Origin of the sequence: Anaerotignum lactatifermentans (assembly GCF_016902535.1) — a bacterium.
Lineage (GTDB): Bacteria > Bacillota > Clostridia > Lachnospirales > Anaerotignaceae > Anaerotignum > Anaerotignum lactatifermentans_A.
In genome coordinates, this window is sequence record NZ_JACSNY010000002.1 from 248,723 (window position 1) to 264,307 (window position 15,585).

At 45.6% G+C, this 15,585-nt stretch carries 18 protein-coding genes and 1 tRNA gene; 5 read left to right on the plus strand and 14 right to left on the minus strand.

Features of this window, described 5'->3' with window-relative positions; genetic code table 11:
* Window positions 1–19: 19 nt before the first annotated feature.
* Genes H9X84_RS02660 through H9X84_RS02670 form a run of 3 tightly spaced genes read right to left on the minus strand, consistent with a single transcriptional unit; the run spans window position 20 to window position 2,519 of the window.
* Entirely contained in the window at window positions 20–1,462 is a 1,443-nt protein-coding gene (locus H9X84_RS02660; RefSeq protein ID WP_205132774.1) for a sensor histidine kinase, read from the minus strand.
* Window positions 1,443–2,132, minus strand: coding sequence for a response regulator transcription factor (locus H9X84_RS02665; RefSeq protein ID WP_205132775.1), 690 nt, complete (start codon window positions 2,130–2,132; stop codon window positions 1,443–1,445). Before H9X84_RS02665 ends, H9X84_RS02660 begins: the two co-directional genes overlap by 20 nt.
* 18 nt (window positions 2,133–2,150) lie before the next feature.
* The gene (locus H9X84_RS02670; RefSeq protein WP_205132776.1) at window positions 2,151–2,519 is read right to left on the minus strand and encodes a ComEA family DNA-binding protein; all 369 of its coding nucleotides are present in this window, start codon (window positions 2,517–2,519) and stop codon (window positions 2,151–2,153) included.
* Window positions 2,520–2,751: 232 nt separating this feature from the next.
* On the opposite strand from H9X84_RS02670, the gene H9X84_RS02675 reads away from it, so the two are divergent.
* The gene (locus tag H9X84_RS02675) at window positions 2,752–4,170 is read left to right on the plus strand and encodes a D-alanyl-D-alanine carboxypeptidase family protein (protein WP_205132777.1); all 1,419 of its coding nucleotides are present in this window, start codon (window positions 2,752–2,754) and stop codon (window positions 4,168–4,170) included.
* 43 nt (window positions 4,171–4,213) lie between these two features.
* Here H9X84_RS02675 and H9X84_RS02680 read toward each other — a convergent pair whose 3' ends face one another.
* The 3 genes from H9X84_RS02680 to sigG form a co-directional block, all read right to left on the minus strand.
* Complete coding sequence (locus tag H9X84_RS02680; protein ID WP_205132778.1) at window positions 4,214–4,813, minus strand: DUF5662 family protein; 600 nt, start codon at window positions 4,811–4,813, stop codon at window positions 4,214–4,216.
* Window positions 4,814–4,874: 61 nt separating this feature from the next.
* A complete protein-coding gene (locus H9X84_RS02685; RefSeq protein ID WP_205132779.1) occupies window positions 4,875–5,417 on the minus strand; it encodes a hydrolase in 543 nt (180 codons plus the stop codon).
* A gap of 66 nt (window positions 5,418–5,483) precedes the next feature.
* The gene (sigG, locus tag H9X84_RS02690; RefSeq protein WP_243423491.1) at window positions 5,484–6,260 is read right to left on the minus strand and encodes an RNA polymerase sporulation sigma factor SigG; all 777 of its coding nucleotides are present in this window, start codon (window positions 6,258–6,260) and stop codon (window positions 5,484–5,486) included.
* A 155-nt stretch (window positions 6,261–6,415) separates the two neighbouring features.
* Here sigG and H9X84_RS02695 point away from each other — a divergent pair, with 155 nt between their 5' ends.
* Window positions 6,416–6,583 carry a hypothetical protein gene (locus H9X84_RS02695; protein ID WP_205132781.1) on the plus strand — a complete coding sequence of 56 codons (168 nt, stop codon included), beginning with the start codon at window positions 6,416–6,418 and terminating at the stop codon, window positions 6,581–6,583.
* A 37-nt stretch (window positions 6,584–6,620) separates the two neighbouring features.
* Here H9X84_RS02695 and sigE read toward each other — a convergent pair whose 3' ends face one another.
* From sigE to H9X84_RS02720, 5 genes are all read right to left on the minus strand, one after another.
* Window positions 6,621–7,352, minus strand: a complete 732-nt coding sequence (gene sigE / locus H9X84_RS02700) for an RNA polymerase sporulation sigma factor SigE (RefSeq protein WP_205132782.1) — start codon at window positions 7,350–7,352, stop codon at window positions 6,621–6,623.
* Window positions 7,349–8,218, minus strand: a complete 870-nt coding sequence (locus H9X84_RS02705; RefSeq protein ID WP_205132783.1) for a sigma-E processing peptidase SpoIIGA — start codon at window positions 8,216–8,218, stop codon at window positions 7,349–7,351. Before H9X84_RS02705 ends, sigE begins: the two co-directional genes overlap by 4 nt.
* A gap of 111 nt (window positions 8,219–8,329) precedes the next feature.
* Window positions 8,330–9,115, minus strand: coding sequence for a nitroreductase family protein (locus H9X84_RS02710; RefSeq protein WP_205132784.1), 786 nt, complete (start codon window positions 9,113–9,115; stop codon window positions 8,330–8,332).
* Window positions 9,116–9,127: 12 nt separating this feature from the next.
* Window positions 9,128–9,667 (minus strand): putative ABC transporter permease, encoded by a 540-nt coding sequence (locus H9X84_RS02715; RefSeq protein WP_205132785.1) that lies wholly within the window; start codon window positions 9,665–9,667, stop codon window positions 9,128–9,130.
* A gap of 618 nt (window positions 9,668–10,285) precedes the next feature.
* Window positions 10,286–10,639 (minus strand): hypothetical protein, encoded by a 354-nt coding sequence (locus tag H9X84_RS02720; protein WP_205132786.1) that lies wholly within the window; start codon window positions 10,637–10,639, stop codon window positions 10,286–10,288.
* Between the two features lie 112 nt (window positions 10,640–10,751).
* On the opposite strand from H9X84_RS02720, the gene H9X84_RS02725 reads away from it, so the two are divergent.
* Window positions 10,752–11,246, plus strand: coding sequence for a hypothetical protein (locus H9X84_RS02725; RefSeq protein ID WP_205132787.1), 495 nt, complete (start codon window positions 10,752–10,754; stop codon window positions 11,244–11,246).
* Window positions 11,247–11,394: 148 nt separating this feature from the next.
* On the opposite strand, the gene H9X84_RS02730 is transcribed toward H9X84_RS02725, so the two are convergent.
* From H9X84_RS02730 to H9X84_RS02740, 3 genes are all read right to left on the minus strand, one after another.
* Entirely contained in the window at window positions 11,395–12,249 is an 855-nt protein-coding gene (locus H9X84_RS02730) for a GDSL-type esterase/lipase family protein (RefSeq protein WP_205132788.1), read from the minus strand.
* A gap of 23 nt (window positions 12,250–12,272) precedes the next feature.
* A complete protein-coding gene (locus H9X84_RS02735; RefSeq protein WP_205132789.1) occupies window positions 12,273–13,604 on the minus strand; it encodes an MBOAT family O-acyltransferase in 1,332 nt (443 codons plus the stop codon).
* Between the two features lie 289 nt (window positions 13,605–13,893).
* Window positions 13,894–14,763, minus strand: coding sequence for a DMT family transporter (locus H9X84_RS02740; protein WP_205132790.1), 870 nt, complete (start codon window positions 14,761–14,763; stop codon window positions 13,894–13,896).
* 152 nt (window positions 14,764–14,915) lie between these two features.
* Between H9X84_RS02740 and H9X84_RS02745 the strand changes: the two genes are divergently transcribed.
* Window positions 14,916–14,988: transfer RNA gene (locus H9X84_RS02745), tRNA-Thr, on the plus strand.
* 284 nt (window positions 14,989–15,272) lie between these two features.
* A complete protein-coding gene (locus H9X84_RS02750) occupies window positions 15,273–15,527 on the plus strand; it encodes a TM1266 family iron-only hydrogenase system putative regulator (RefSeq protein ID WP_205132791.1) in 255 nt (84 codons plus the stop codon).
* Window positions 15,528–15,585: the final 58 nt, after the last annotated feature.

The window sequence follows — 15,585 nt, forward strand, 5'->3', positions numbered from 1 at the left end:
TTCCGCCTTTGGCCGGTCCTCAGTTATTCTGGCTTTGACGAAGAGGAATTCGCACCAGCATGGATGTTCCCTCTTCTTCTTTACTGCTTACTTTGATGCTGCCGTTATGCATCATGACGGTAGCGTGTGTAATCGAAAGCCCCAGACCGGTGCCGCCGGTTTCTCTGTCTCGGGTTTTGTCTACACGGTAGAAGCGCTCAAATACCCGGGTCACTTCTTCCTCGGGAATTCCGATTCCGGTATCAGATACCGTGATGAAAGCATTCTGATGGTCCGCATCCAGCAAAACAACAACAGAGCCGCCTTCCGGCGTGTATTTGATGGCATTATCTATAATATTGGAGATTGCCAGTGTCAATTTCATTTCGTCGATCTCCGCGGTGACCTCCTGCTTGATCTGCAGATCCAGCGTAATATTTTTTGCTGCCGCCAAAGGAGAAAGCCGTTTGCAGATTTCTTCGATCATCTGATGCAGATCCACATCAGCGAAATTCAAAGGGATCTCTTTCTGATCCAGTTTGACCAAAGTCAGCAGATCATTGATAATGGCCGTCATACGGTCGATTTCGGAATTGATGTCGTGCAGGAATTCCACGTACATCTCTTTGGGCGCGTCCTCCTGCAGCAGAATAGATTCCGACAGTACCTTAACAGAACTGAGCGGTGTTTTCAGCTCATGAGACACATTGGATACAAACTGCTGGCGGGAGGAATCTACCTTTTCCAGCTGATCCGCCATATGGTTGCAGGCCAGTGCCAGATCCACAATCTCATTATGCAGCCGGTCTTTTACAACGATACGCTGCTCCAGATGGCCCTCTGACATCTTCTGGATCACGTTAATCATTCGTTTGATGGGAGAAGTAAACAGCTGTGACATAGCTACCATCACTACAATCACAATGACCCCCAGCATTGCCAGCAGGATATAAGCTTTTCCCGCAATATTTCCTACGGTATCAGATACATCCGACAAGGAATCTACAATCAGCACTACTCCGGCGTGCTGTGTACCGCCGACAATGGAAGCGGCGGCATATACTGTGCCGTTTTCCTGCTCATTGGCTACGTCTTTGTTTTCCAGCGCCTCCATAACTTCCGGCAGCAGATAGGTCTTGCTTGTATCCTCATAACCGGTATCATAGACGACCATGGCGGAGGAGTCCAGAATCAGAATACGAAAATCCTTATCCTGCGCCGTTTCCAGTATCATTTCTTCCAGCGCTTCTCTGCTTTCGTCGCTGGTAAAAAAATCATTCGAAGTCAACTGCCCTGCGACGACATTGGCCTGACTAAGCAGTTCCTTTTTTCGTTCTTCCACAAAATAGCCCTGTATCGAATGCAGAATGGTGTTGGCCACCAACATCAGAGGAATGATCCCTACAATAATGTAGGTAATCAGAAGAATCCACCGCAGACTGATAAACGGGGCGTTCTTTTTCTTAATTAAAATAATAACCAACTCCCCATTTTGTAAAGATATATTTTGGTTCGCTTGGATTTGTCTCTATTTTCTCACGCAAGCGGCGCACATGCACGTCCACAGTACGCACGTCTCCGGGATAATCGTACCCCCATACGGTATCCAGCAGTTTTTCCCGGCTGTATACTTTCCCGGGGTTTTCCATCAAAAGCTCCAGAAGATCAAATTCCTTTGCCGTCAGATTGACTTCTTTTCCGCTGATGAAAACACGGCGGCTGTCATAGGTCAGCTCCAGGTCTCTTGCCCTTAGCACATTTTTGGTCTGGGGCTCCGCAGCGACTTTTTTCACGCTTCGTCTGAGAATAGCCTTGATTCTCGCCTTCAGTTCCAGAATATTAAATGGTTTTGTGATATAATCATCAGCGCCGTATTCCAGCCCCATGATTTTATCCATATCCTCGCCTTTGGCTGTCACCATGATAATGGGAATCTGAGAAAATTCCCGCACCTGCTGGCAGACCTGCAAACCGTCCATTTTGGGCAGCATAACATCCAGAACCACCAGATCAAAATTCTCCTCTTTAATATGCTGCAAAGCTTCTTCCCCGTCATAAGCGGGCACAACCTCCATGCCGTCCTGTTCCAGAGAAAATTTGATGCCTTTTACAATGAGTTTCTCATCATCCACCACCAAAATACGATACGCCATCTCTTCATCCTCCTGTCTCTATTCTATGGTAATAAATTCTTTGATATTTTCATAAGTCTTTTCCCCAATGCCGGATACCTTCATGATATCTTCCTTTGAAAGAAAAGGTCCGTTTGTCTGCCGGTAATCCACAATCCGCTGGGAGATCTTCTCCCCGATTCCCTCTAGCAGCATCAGCTCTGACTGCCCGGCCTCATTGATATTGACAGTAAAACTGCCGTCTTCTGCCGCCTGCCGCACGTCCTCTTCCGTTAGAGAAAGCGCCGCAGCGGGCTCTGTTTCCGTTCCCATCCGCAGCGTGCCTTTCGCCTGCATATGTGCATAAGCAGTGCCGGAAAGCAGGAAAAACAGCAGCAGTACCACAAGTTTTTTGCGTCCTTTTTTCATATTCTATCCTTCGATCAAAAACTTAATGAAAAATAATATTCCTTTTCCTGTTTTTTCTGGTATAATTTTAAAGGTATGCTAATATTTTATTTGTTACAGCGGCACAGCCTTCAAAAAAAACACCTGCTTTAAAAAAACAGGGACTGTAAAAGCCCGGATCAAATGGAAATGACCCAAAGGCTTTCGCTGTAATTGTACCATATTTTTCAGAAATATCATATAGGAGATTCCCATGAAACATAAAATTTTTGCTTTGCTGATGACTTGCGTAATGGCCTTTTCCTTTTGCTGCACGGCTTTTGCGGAAAGTGTGACAAACGAAACAGAAACCGTTTCAACGAACGATACGGTATCAAACGACACATCTTCTGATGATGTCCAGGATACAGACTTAACTTTGACCGCCGCTTCGGCCATTCTGATAGATGCAACAACAGGCAGGATTCTTTACGAGAAGAACGCCTATGAAAAACAGTATCCCGCCAGCATTACGAAATTGATGACCATTTTGCTTGCTCTGGAAAATGGAACCTTAACGGATGAGGTTACGTTCTCCCATGAAGCGGTTTACAGCATCGAGCAGGGAAGCGCCCATATCGCCATACAGGAGGGAGAGGTTCTGACGCTGGAGCAGGTGCTTTATGGCATCATTCTTCGTTCCGCCAATGAATGTGCCAATGCCGCCGGTGAATTCGTAGACGGCTCTCTGGAGGCATTCGCTCAGCATATGACAGAACGAGCGAAGGAACTGGGCTGCCAAAATACGAATTTTGTCAATGCTAACGGTCTTTTTGACGAAAATCATTATACCACCGCCTACGATATGGCTTTGATTGCACAGGCGCTTTTAAAAAACGATACCTACCGTTCTATGATGTCCAACACATATTACGAGATTCCCCCTACCAATAAGCAGACAGAGACCAGATATCTTTACGGCCAGCATCAGATGCTTAATCCCAATTCCCTTTATTATTATGAGTACGCTGAGGGCGGAAAAACTGGCTATACGGTGGAGGCACAGAACACGCTGGTGACTTACGCGAAAAAGAATGATACCGAACTGATCGCCGTTGTTTTGAAATGCAGTGGTGCGCAGCATTATGTTGATACAAAGGCATTGTTTGATTATGGTTTTGCCAACTACAAAACGGCCAAAATCCTTTCTGCGGGGGAAATCAGCCAGAATGTGGAGATTACAGAAACCTATCATGACAAAACAGAGGTAAAGAAAACCATTTCCGCTGTTTTGTCTCAGGATGTTTACGCAACGCTCCCCATAGACGCGGATGTATCACAGGTGCAGCAGGAAATCCACTGTGACACCACGAAAGAGGTTCCTGTGACGGCGGGAGATGCCCTGGGGACCGTAACCCTTACCTTAAACGGTGAAACCATTGGAACGGCGGAGCTGACAGCCGAGACGAACGTAGCGGCAACCACAGACGAAGAGCGGGCAGAAGCCAGTGCCCAGACACGAAATAAAATCCTGAAAATCATTGGCGCTGTTGCAGGCGGTTTGATCCTGGTATTTTTGATCCTGTTAGGTATCTGCCGCTATATTGGCCATAGACGCCGTATGAAGCGCAGAGCCAGAAGAAAAGCGGAACGGAAAAAACGTCTTTCCCGTCATGATTCTTTTCCTCGGTAAATAAAAATGAGTCGGACAGTTGAAACTGTACCGGCTCATTTTTTTAGAGTATTTTAGTATATCTTTTCTTTTTGGTGTGTCTTCTGCAAAAAGCCATAAAACGCTCTTTTCTGTCCTTTCGCAGAATATACCGGGCATAGGCGAAGGTTTCATCCTCTCCCTTTTCCGCCAGCATCTGCAGGAGATGTTCCAGCAATTTCAGAGACTCCGGATGCATAACGGTATGTACACGTCTGCTTTTTTTATGATATTCCCAAGGGCTGGCGTTGGTATAAGCCCCTTTTTGATAGGTGCGGCAGGCTGCGATTCGATCCATGAACATTTCCACCACAAAATGCACGGGCATTTTCATGCCGCCTAATATTTGATCCGACTGAAGGGTATAGTCGATCCAGTATTCGAAATGGTGCTTGTTCCTGCCTTTATGATGAAGCCAGGAGGCAGAATATCCTTTCGCTTCTCTTTCAGCGTTATTGGGGCTGCGGTCTCCCTGGAAATACCGGGCACCTACCAGAAATTCCGTGGGAGAATATTTGGACAAGTCATGAAGCAGTCCCTGCCGATAAAGTCCAACCTTAAAACAATATTGTCTTACCAGACGTCTGTGATATGTTATGGTGCAAAAATGCTCCCATGCTTTCATGACGCTTCCCCCTTTCTATATTGTTGGAAAAGACATCCCCAAAGGAGATGTCTTTCGCCGTTTATTTTACCAGTTTGGACACAGCTTTAAACTGAGGGCTTTTTGCGCCGCCGGTCAGTTCAAAAAGAGCCTGTTCACAAGTGGTCATATATGCGCCCTCTTTTACCATGCGCATAATGCCGATTTCTTTATCATACAGCTTTCTGGAGCCGATACAGTCCGCAACAACAAATACATTGCAGCCCGCCTCCAGAAGGTCACATACTGTCTGAAGCACACAGATATGCGCCTCCACACCGCATACAATCACATTTTTCTTGCCTTTTTCCTTTGCCCATGCGGCAAATTCTTCACAGTCACAGCAGGAAAAAGATGTTTTTTCCATGTAGCTGAACTGCTCAAAACACTCTGTCAGTACAGGCAGTGTTTCTCCCAGCCCTTTTGTGTACTGCTGAGAAAAAGCAATGGGAATATCGAACAGCTGAAGACCTTTGGCAAGGATTGCTGTTTTTTCCATAATAGCATCGTTACCATGGATAGCGGGAACCAGACGTTCCTGAAAGTCGATAAAAAGTGCAGCCGTATCTTCTGGGCGTAATTTCATAAAATAATTCCTCCTAGTTTTATAGTCTGGATTTATTTTACTTCAAAAAAGACTTCTTGTCCATCCCTACACATATTTTCGCATCCGCTGTAAGGCTGTTTTTTCCAAGCGGGAAACCTGTGCCTGACTGATGCCGATTTCACTGCTGACTTCCGTCTGTGTTTTGCCTTCAAAAAAACGCATGGAAACGATTTTTCTTTCCCGCTCCGTCAGATGCTCCATAGCCTCCTGCAACGTCAGATTTTCCAGCCAGGAGGCATCCCCGTTTTTTTCATCGCTGACCTGGTCCATAACGAAAAGCGTATCTCCGCTGTCATGATAAATCGGCTCAAAAAGAGAAACCGGGTCCTGTATGGCGTCCAGAGCCATGACCACGCTTTCTTTCGGCAGTTCCATCTCTTTTGCGATTTCTTCTACGGAGGGTTCTCTGGAGTGTTCCGCCGTCAGCCGCTCCCGCACTTGCAGAGCCTTATAGGCGGTATCCCGCAGGGAACGGCTTACTCGGATGCTGTTGTTGTCCCGCAGATACCGGCGAACTTCTCCGCTAATCATAGGACAAAGATAACTGGAAGGCATTACATCGATTTCCGGATTGAAATTTTCAATGGCCTTCAGCAGCCCAACTACACCGACCTGAAACAGATCGTCCATATCATCACAGCGATTCTCGAACCGCTTGATTACACTCAGGACCAGCCGCAGATTGCCTTCGATCAGCTTTTCCCGGGCCGAAATATCCCCATTGCGGTACTGGCGGAACAATTCTTTTGCCTCCAGCGCGCTCAAGACCGGCAGCTGTGAAGTATTTACGCCGCTGATCTCTACCTTCTTATAATATCCCAAATCCAACACCTCGGTTTCTTTCAAAGGAAAAGATATACTGTAAATTTTCCCTGCGAAAACCAAAATATACCCCGCAAAGAGCGCCATAATATGCTACCGCTTTTCAGGTATAAGAAAAGAAAAAATGGATATGTTAGATAAAAAGGAGGGGTCTTATGCAGCAAATCCAATTATCTGAAGGCGTTTCACGTATGCAGGAAGGACGATACAGCACAAGACGAAGTACCAGGTGTATCCATGGATGTCCCAGAGAAGTGACGGACCATGGCTTTGGCAAATCCTTAAATATGGACCTGGATCGCATCCATGCCATTGACACATAAAAACAGCACCTTCCTTTTTCAAGGGGTGCTGTTTGCGCTACATCAATTTGTTAATTTCCTTTTTCAGTCTGCCCATGATCTTTTTTTCCAGTCTGGAAATATATGATTGGGAGATGCCCAAAAGGTCGGCCACTTCCTTCTGGGTCCGTTCCGTAGTTTCAGGGAGAATCCCGAAGCGCATTTCCACTATCTTCCGCTCTCTGCCGGAAAGCTTTTCCATGGCCTTTTGCAGCAGATCGTGATTCACTTCATCCTCAATGCTTTTATAAATCACATCCCCCTCCGTCCCCAAAATATCAGAAAGCAGCAGTTCATTGCCTTCCCAGTCCACATTCAGAGGTTCGTCGATGGAAACCTCTGCCTTTGTTTTGCTGTTGCGCCGTAAGTACATCAGGATTTCGTTTTCGATACACCGGGAGGCATAGGTAGCCAGCTTGATTTTGCGCTCTGTGTTAAAGGTATTGATGGCTTTAATCAGTCCAATGGTACCGATAGAGATCAGATCCTCCACATTGATGCCGGTATTCTCAAACTTTCTGGCGATATACACCACCAGCCGCAGATTCCGCTCGATGAGGATAGATTTTACCTGTACATCATCCTCGCCGCCTAATTGTTCCAGCAACAGAGCCTCTTCCTCCCCTTTGAGCGGCGGAGGAAATACGTCGCTTCCGCCGATATAATAGATCCCCTCTTTTTTCCGCCATCTCCGGTATCCATTTTCCAAACGATACTTCATCATAAACAGAAGATATTTCCATTGACTCATTTTCTTTCCTCCTCCAGAAGATCCCAGGGAATCAGCAGTCCATAGCTGCCCGCAAAAGGCGTGGGACTGATTCCGATCCACAGATCCTTCCATATAGTTTCTCTGCCGTTTTGCCAAAGCCGAAGCTCCTCCGCCGCAAACAGCAGGATATGTCCTTCCTCCAAACCAAGAGCTGAATAGGCTATTTCCTTCAATTCCTCCGTGCTTTTTTCCGATTCTGTCAGGCTTGCTTTACGAATCAGGGACAAGGCGGTTTCTCTGGAAAGCAGAGGTAGACAAACAGACAGCTCTATTACAGGGATACCCTTTCCTTCCTGCTTTAGTGCGTTGCCTGTATCAAAAAAACCTCTGACCTGCACCCGTTTGCCTCTTCTATGGATCTCCGCCTGGCAATAGAGCTGGCGTTTCGCCGTATGACTTTCCAGCCATCTGCGAATGATCCGAAGCAGTATATAAAAAACTGCCCACGCCCATAAAAAGATCTGCCATGGCATCCAAATTCCCTGCCATCTTCTGCCGCTGCGCCAAAGAGACTGTGTTCCCGCCACAGTCATTACCGCCATCATTCCCCCGCCAACCAGAAAGGTAGAAAACCATAGCGCAGCCATCGCGGAAAGAAAACGTCTCATGGTTTTAGGAGAAAAGCAGATCATAACCGCCGCTGATTGGGCGGCTGCTGCCGAGATCCAGCCATTCCATCCAAGGCAAAGGAACACACAGCAAATGGCGGAAGCGAAAAATGCTCCCCCAAAAAGCTTTCCTTTACCAGCAGAGCATCCTGTCAGGTATCCTGCCGCCGTCAGAATCAAAAGGTCCATGGCAAAGGTGCAGAAGAAGAGAATGTCTATGTATATGACACTTTCCACAATACCCCCTCCTGTTGCCTATTATACGAAAGGTGTGGGAAAAAACTTGTCGCATCGGCTGACAGGCAGAAAAAAAAGACTGTCATACTTCGACAGTCTTTTTCACGCTGTTTACAGCCAGGTAACATGCGCTTTTTTTCTGGGTACGGAACGCAGATAACGTACCGCAGGGTAACCCAGCAGCAGACAGGCGGCAATACGTTCTCCCTCAATGCTTAAGGCTTGCTGCGCGGCTTTGCTGTTTCCGATGGCGCGCTGGATGAACCCGCTGTACAGGGAACCCAGCCCCAGACTTTCCGCCATCAGTTCCATGGTTCTGGCGGTCAGTTCTCCATTCCACGGATAGGCACAGGTAAGTACCAGCAGAACAGGTGCGCCGCAGAATAAACGGTCATTTTCCGGATTGGCCTGACGGTCTTTGCAAAATTCCAGAAGCATGCGCCGATATCCGGGATCTTCCCACTGTTCCGCCATCTCACGGAACCCTTCCCAGATCATCTCCCGGATCTGCGGCATTTGCTCCTGTACAAATACAAAATGGACATCCTGCCGATTTCTGGCTGTCGGTGTGTAACGCCCAGCCTCCAGAATCTGCGCCAGTTTTTCCGATTCTACCGGACGCTTCTCGTATTGTCTCGTAGAACGGCGGAATTGAAGAAAACGTAGAAAATCCGCCGGCGCCACCATACATTCTTCTCTGCTGCCGGAAAAAACCTCTGCCTGGTCATATCCTTCCATTTCTACGGCCTCTGTAGGACAGACCGCAAGACAATGTCCGCATTCCATGCATTTTCCCAGAACCTCCGCCTTACCGGCCCGTACCTGAATGGTATGGCTGAAACAGTCCCTTTCACAGCTGCCGCAGCCAATGCATTTTTCCTTATGAACCAAAATCATCAAATCACCTTCTTATCCTTTCCAGATCTTCCAAATAAAATCCGCCATCATAACAATAAACAAAACGGTGCTGGCGGTATTCCAGCGCTGTTCCCCCATTTTGTTACGCATCTTTTCCAGCAGGGGCTGAAGCCCGTAAAGGATCACCATACCTCCTATGCCAAAACGGATACTGGGATTGAGGGCGATTCTCCCCTGAAAATGGAAGGGATAACTGCGATAGTCCCAAAGCCATCCGCCAGTGGTCCATTCCATTAGATAGCTGGTCAAAAGCTCCACCGTCGTTGTCAAAACGACGATACCGATAAATACAAGAAGCGGTGTGATGTTTATTTTTCCGACCAGAATACGTTTTTTGCGCAGCGGCCCCAAAACAAGAAGAATCAGCACTGCGCCAAATCCATAGACCGGACAATAGGGTCCAAAGAGAAATCCCCTGTTGGAAAATCCCCATTGATAGACTACCGTTTCCAAAAATACTTCGTAAATCCAGCCTAATACTGCGTACAGCCAGAAATACAGGTACAAGGTTTTTAATCTTTTTACGACCATTCATGCCTCCTTATCAACTATGCGCCCATTTCAAGCCAATTCCGGATGTTTGTCCCCTATCCGGAAAATCGCCTCCAGCAAGATCAGGCCGTGTTTCGTCCTGCATAGTGTTTTTGAGAAAAAGGACTCAACGCAGCCTGTTGAGATATTATACCATTTTACTTCCTTTTGCGCTACTCTCCTTTTCCCGAAAAAAACAGGACATCCCTCCCGCTTCTGGAAGAATGTCCTGTTCCCAGTCCGGCTCTCGCAGACTGCTTTTCACTGTTTGCGCTGCGATCTGTCCCCCATTGATGTGTTTCCACAGACAGATGATATCATGCGCTCCAGTAATCGGCAGATCACCCCACACTGCCTGAAAACGATGGTTTGCGCTGTGGCAGTCACCATGTTTTTTCGAATGAAGATAGCCCTCCTGTCTTTCTTTATCTCTTCAGATTCTAAGCTCTGTACATTGTTGTATCGCAGTGATAAAAGCATAGCACAAATTTTAACTGATGTCTTTTTTTCTTCCTGAGAAATCATTTTTCAGGTATAAAATGCAGGCCCACTCTGTCAGAGGCAGAATGGGCCGTAAAAAGTACCGGTCAATACTTCATTTTTCTGCCGGTATCTCCGTTAAATCTCTGCTGGAACTTCGGGAGTAACCACGGCACAGTTTGTGCAGACATCCTCAGAGGTAGCGCCGTTGCAGTTGATATAGGCATCCCCTACCTCTGCTACCGCGCCGAAATCAATGGGAACAGCTACACAGACATCCTGCGCGATCGTAAAAGTGCAAATACCATTTTTGACACCGGAGCATACGTTCCAGCCAGAGGTAATCTTGGGTTCTCCGCAGCATTTTGTTACTGTTGTGCCCGCCTTTGCGTAAGGTGTTACTGTTACAGGAACACAGACAGAAGCGGTCTGGTATCCAACAGCGGGACAGGTCTGATTTTCCATTACATCCTGAAATACATTGCTTTCCATAACACATTTCTCCTTTTTTGTTTGTACTACACCATATGCGGCTCGTCCCAGGATGTGCTCGATACACCTATTTTTTTGTTTTTCATAATTTAAAAGAAAAAGAGGTGATACTATGAACAGGCGAAAAAAACTCCTGATTTATCTCAGTCATATGCGCTTAACGGATAAAATTCTATTTTTTTATTTGCTGATTCTGCTGCTGCAAATGACATTAAGTATTTTTCATGTCAGTTCCTCGCAGACCTATACCTCCGTAGATACCATGATGCGGACAACCGCAGCCACAATTTTCGGCTATTTCATCAGTATATCTTTTGAAAAAGACGAAGACCCCGTCAAATTGGAAAAAGAAAATGCGGAAATCCGGACCGCTTCCGCAGAAGGGGCTCCATCTGCGGGATCTGAGATGTGTCGTCTGGGATGCCGGATTCACCAGCAGATTGTAATTGTCGCTGGGATCGGTGTCCTTTCGCTGGGCATTCTGCTGTTACTAAGAAATTTTGCTGTACCTCTGCCCCAAGGGCCTACGCCTGTCACATTGATGCAGGATTTTATTGTTGGAAGCGTCGGATTTCTGATTGGACATGCGAAATATGAAAAGACATAATAGATAATAAATAAAGGAGTCCCCCTAAAGCGGTCTTTTCTTTAGAAAACAATTTCAATCAAAATTAAATTGCCTGAATCCTCTTGACTGCAAGGATTCAGGCAATATCTTTTTTCTTTGGAAGATGCTCCTTATGGAGCTCCCTTTTTTAGGATATAGTTTCCCGTTCTATGCCATGAGACAGAAGAAAATCTGTCCATGCGCCATAGCAGGCGGCTTTTAGATGGGCATTGTCGAAGGTATATTCCTTGGATAAATTTCCATTTCCATCAGAATACAGATCATTCACATCCAGGTAAAATATATTCCAGCCATCCGCCAATGTGGAAATATCCTCATTACGTACTTTAATATTGGGATTATTGATATAAGCGTCGGAATCAGAGCGTTCCTGCGTCACATAGAGGATGCCCTGCACAAAAATGATCGCGTCCGGCTGCATGGCGCGAATCCGGTTAACGGCTTCTGTATAAGTCTGGAGGAATCGTTCTCGTGTCCCTGTTCCCAATTCATTGATACCTACCATCAGGTAAATCTTTCCAAACTGTTTTTCCTTCAGTCCCTGGTCCAATGTACCCATGGAGCCGTCCGCCAGCGGAACAATGGGATCGTCAAAAAGGGAATAAATCGTCAGCCCTACCTCCGCGTAATAGGTTGCGTTGTCCAGTCCGGAATATTCGGAAAGACCAACCATACGGGAATCCCCGATAAACAACGCGTCGTCAAAATAGGAGCGGTCAACGGAAACAAAAGGAAGCGGATCATCTGAACGGTCTACCGGCTGAGATTTACCAACGAAGATCTCCAGCTCGTCAGAAACGGGCGCCTTTCCCCTGTTCTGGATTTCTTCTTTCAAAGCCAGACAAGCATAAGTTACACTAGGCTGCGGCCCGTTTGCTCCTGCCGCCGTGTGTCCCTGAACCCGGGTCCAGATGCCAAAGCCTTCCGCTGCCACAAACGTAATCAATAAGACCACCAGCAAAGGATAGCCTATTTTTTTCATATTATCACCTCTAACAGTTCATATCAGAAACTGAAATACATAAACGGATTATTGACTCCCTGGGCCAGAAGATAAACAGAGCCCCAGAAGATCACCGTTAAAAGCAGGATTACATACCACTTATCTCTGCGCTGGCGCATCCATTTCTCCGGTGCGATGAACAGCAGACAGATGCCAATGAGCAGAAATGGCCAGTACATACTGCCGTATTTCAAATAGTCACCTGCAGAAACATTGATACCGCTATTTCCTAAAATGGGGGCAAAAAGTCTGAGGAAAAACCATTTTATGTCTGCCAGATCATCCAGCGCGAAAAATACCCAGGACATAGGAAGAAGGAGCCATACATAAATATGCCCGAAAAATCCAGTCAAAAAACGCTTCAGGAATATTTTTTCCAAAGCGATCCAGAAAAAAAGGAATAATCCCCAAAGCAAAAAAGAAGGTCCAATGCCATGCCAGAGTCCTGTCAGCAGCCAGACAGCCAGTAAATTCAGTATTGTCTGCGGCAAGCCCTTTTTACTGCCGCCCATAGGGAAATAAACATATTCCCGAAACCATCTGCCCAGTGTCATGTGCCATCTGCGGTAAAATTCTGAAACAGACCGGGAAAGATATGGCAAATCAAAGTTTTCCGGCAGATAAACACCGATCATCCGCCCGATGCCTATGGCCATCAGCGAATAGCCCTGGAAATCGAAATACAGCTGCAATGTAAAAGCCAGAATTCCCATCCATGCCAGCGGTGTGGAAATGCTTGGTATCCCGATGGTCTGCACTTCCCGCCAAAGGCCGGAAAGCTGATTGGCCAGCAATACCTTATATCCCAGACCTATGATAAAATAAATCAGACCATTTTCTATCCGACGAAGAATGGCATCCTTCCTGTTTGCCACAGTCGTCACATAATGATCGGGCATATCCCCGATCTGCGCGATGGGGCCGGAAAGCAGCTTTGGGAAAAACAATATGTACGCCGCTAAATCGGAAAAATGATATTGCACTTCCTTATTCCGGTAAATATAAATCAGCATAGACAGCATGGTAAAGACAAGAAAGCTGACGCCGGGCATAAAATTTCCGGAGATTTTGGTGTAAATTAAAATCCCAAGAAAAAGCAGAATGAAAACTGCCAAAGCTGGCTTCCCTTTTTCCTTTACAGAATAAGCACCCAGAATGGCCGCGGCAGTCATTGCCAGCAGCGCCGCCGTCCACATGCCACAGGAAATGCCATAAAAAATTACCGTTGCGGCGATGATCCAAAATTTTCTCCATTGTTCTGATGTAAATATATAGTACCCGATCAGAAAAGCCGGTAAAAACCACAAAATAAAGGGTATGCTTCCGAAATCCATCGGTTGGTTCCTCCTCGTTTGTTTCCTAAAACAGCATATTATTTATGTAAAAAAGTTACGATTTCAAAAAAATACGACGCTCCAAAATATTTTCGGAGCATCGTTTCTATATTCAGAAAAGCGTAATGTTATTATATGTCAGAATATCTCAGGAAACAAGCCTGTTTCACGTAATTTTTCTTTTTTTTCTATTTTATACAAAAGCCGGAGAAAATCCCTTCCTTTCATGGCCTATTTTCCCTTTTTCAGAAATTACAATGGAAATTCATGGTTAACGTAAATAGCTCTATTATTGTTTTCCCTTCAGATTAAATACGACAATACAGCAGATAATGATGGCGCCCCCCAGAAATGTACCCATATTGGGCATTTCTTTTAGGATAATAAATCCCAGTACTGTCGACAGCAGCGGCGTAACAAACATGAAGTTGGTTACTTCGCTGGTCTTTTCCGCATAGGACATGGCCTTGCCCCAAAGGAAATACGCAATCGCACTGGGAAATATCCCCAGATAAATCAAAGAAGCGATTTCCGCAGGTGCGGAGGTTTTTAAGAGTTCTACCGCCGGAAGAAGACTGAATAAAAACAGGATTGCGCCGCAGAGCATACTGTAGGTAACGATCTCCAGCGCGTTATAGCCTTTTTTTGCCAGATTTTTATTGATAAAATTATACGCGCAGAAGACGCAGGCCGCGCCCAGTGTCCAGACGATACCGATATTAACAGAAAAAATCCCTTCCCACAAAAGCAGTACAAGTACGCCTGCAAATGCCCCCAGAATGGAGATCCAACCGATCCAGTTGATTTTTTCCTTATAAAATGCAGAAGCCAGAACTGCCGTCAGAATAGGAGTAATGGCAATTACAATACTGCTGGTAGCGGAAGTTAACGTCTGAATCCCGGTGTTAAAACAAATCAAATACAATGTAAATCCACACAAGCCTGCCAGAAAAAACACAGGAATATCCTTTAATCTGGGTCGCTTAATATGATTCATTTTTCCAATAAGGAGTAAAAAACAGGCCGCTACGCTACATCGAACCAGCCCCAGCGCATTGGCCGTGAAATGCTGCTGCGCGATTTTCGTCAGCGGAAAAGCCGATGCCCATAAAAAAACAGTAATAAAACTATATAAAAATACCTTTTTCTTTTGATTCATTTCGCTCTCTCCTTTGCTGAAAACAATATACAGCATCGTAAAGCAGAAATCAACCGTTTTTGACAAATATATTTTACTTTTGTACGCTATTTTTTTCTTGCAATCTATGGCAAGGAGTGATATACTAATCTAGCATATTTTGTGTACTGCTTGCCGGAATAGCTCAGTTGGTAGAGCAACTGATTCGTAATCAGTAGGTCGCGTGTTCGAGTCACGTTTTCGGCTCTTTAGAATAAAACGGTTAAAACATTGTGTTTTAGCCGTTTTATTTTTTTGCGGCAAAGCACGGATCTTTTACCCGTCATTTTGGAAATTTCAGAGAAATGCTGTTGTCATTTCAAAAATGTCGTGTTACAATCATGTTGCATTCAGCCAAATCAGAAATGTTGATGCAAACAGGTGGAAAAGGAGATTTCAGATCAATCACCATAAGGCTTTATAATGGAGCCTTCCTATATGGTGTTTTGGATGTGATTTTTCTTTGATAGATAAAGATCGGAGGGATAATAATGAATACAGAAAGTAAAATTGGTGTCATTGGCATTGTTGTGGAAAAAGAGGCGTCTGTAGATGTCCTGAACGAAACACTGCATAAATACAGAGAGTATATCATCGGCCGCATGGGAATTCCCTATCGGGAAAAGAAAATCAATATCATCAGCATCGCCATGGACGCACCGGAGGATGTGATTTCCTCTTTATCTGATAAAATCGGGAATCTGCCCGGTATTCAGTCCAAAACAGTATATTCCGGTGAAAATTAAAAAACGTGTCAAAAAGCTGCCGTTTTCTCTGGTTCTTTCCTGAGAGTAAAACGGCTTC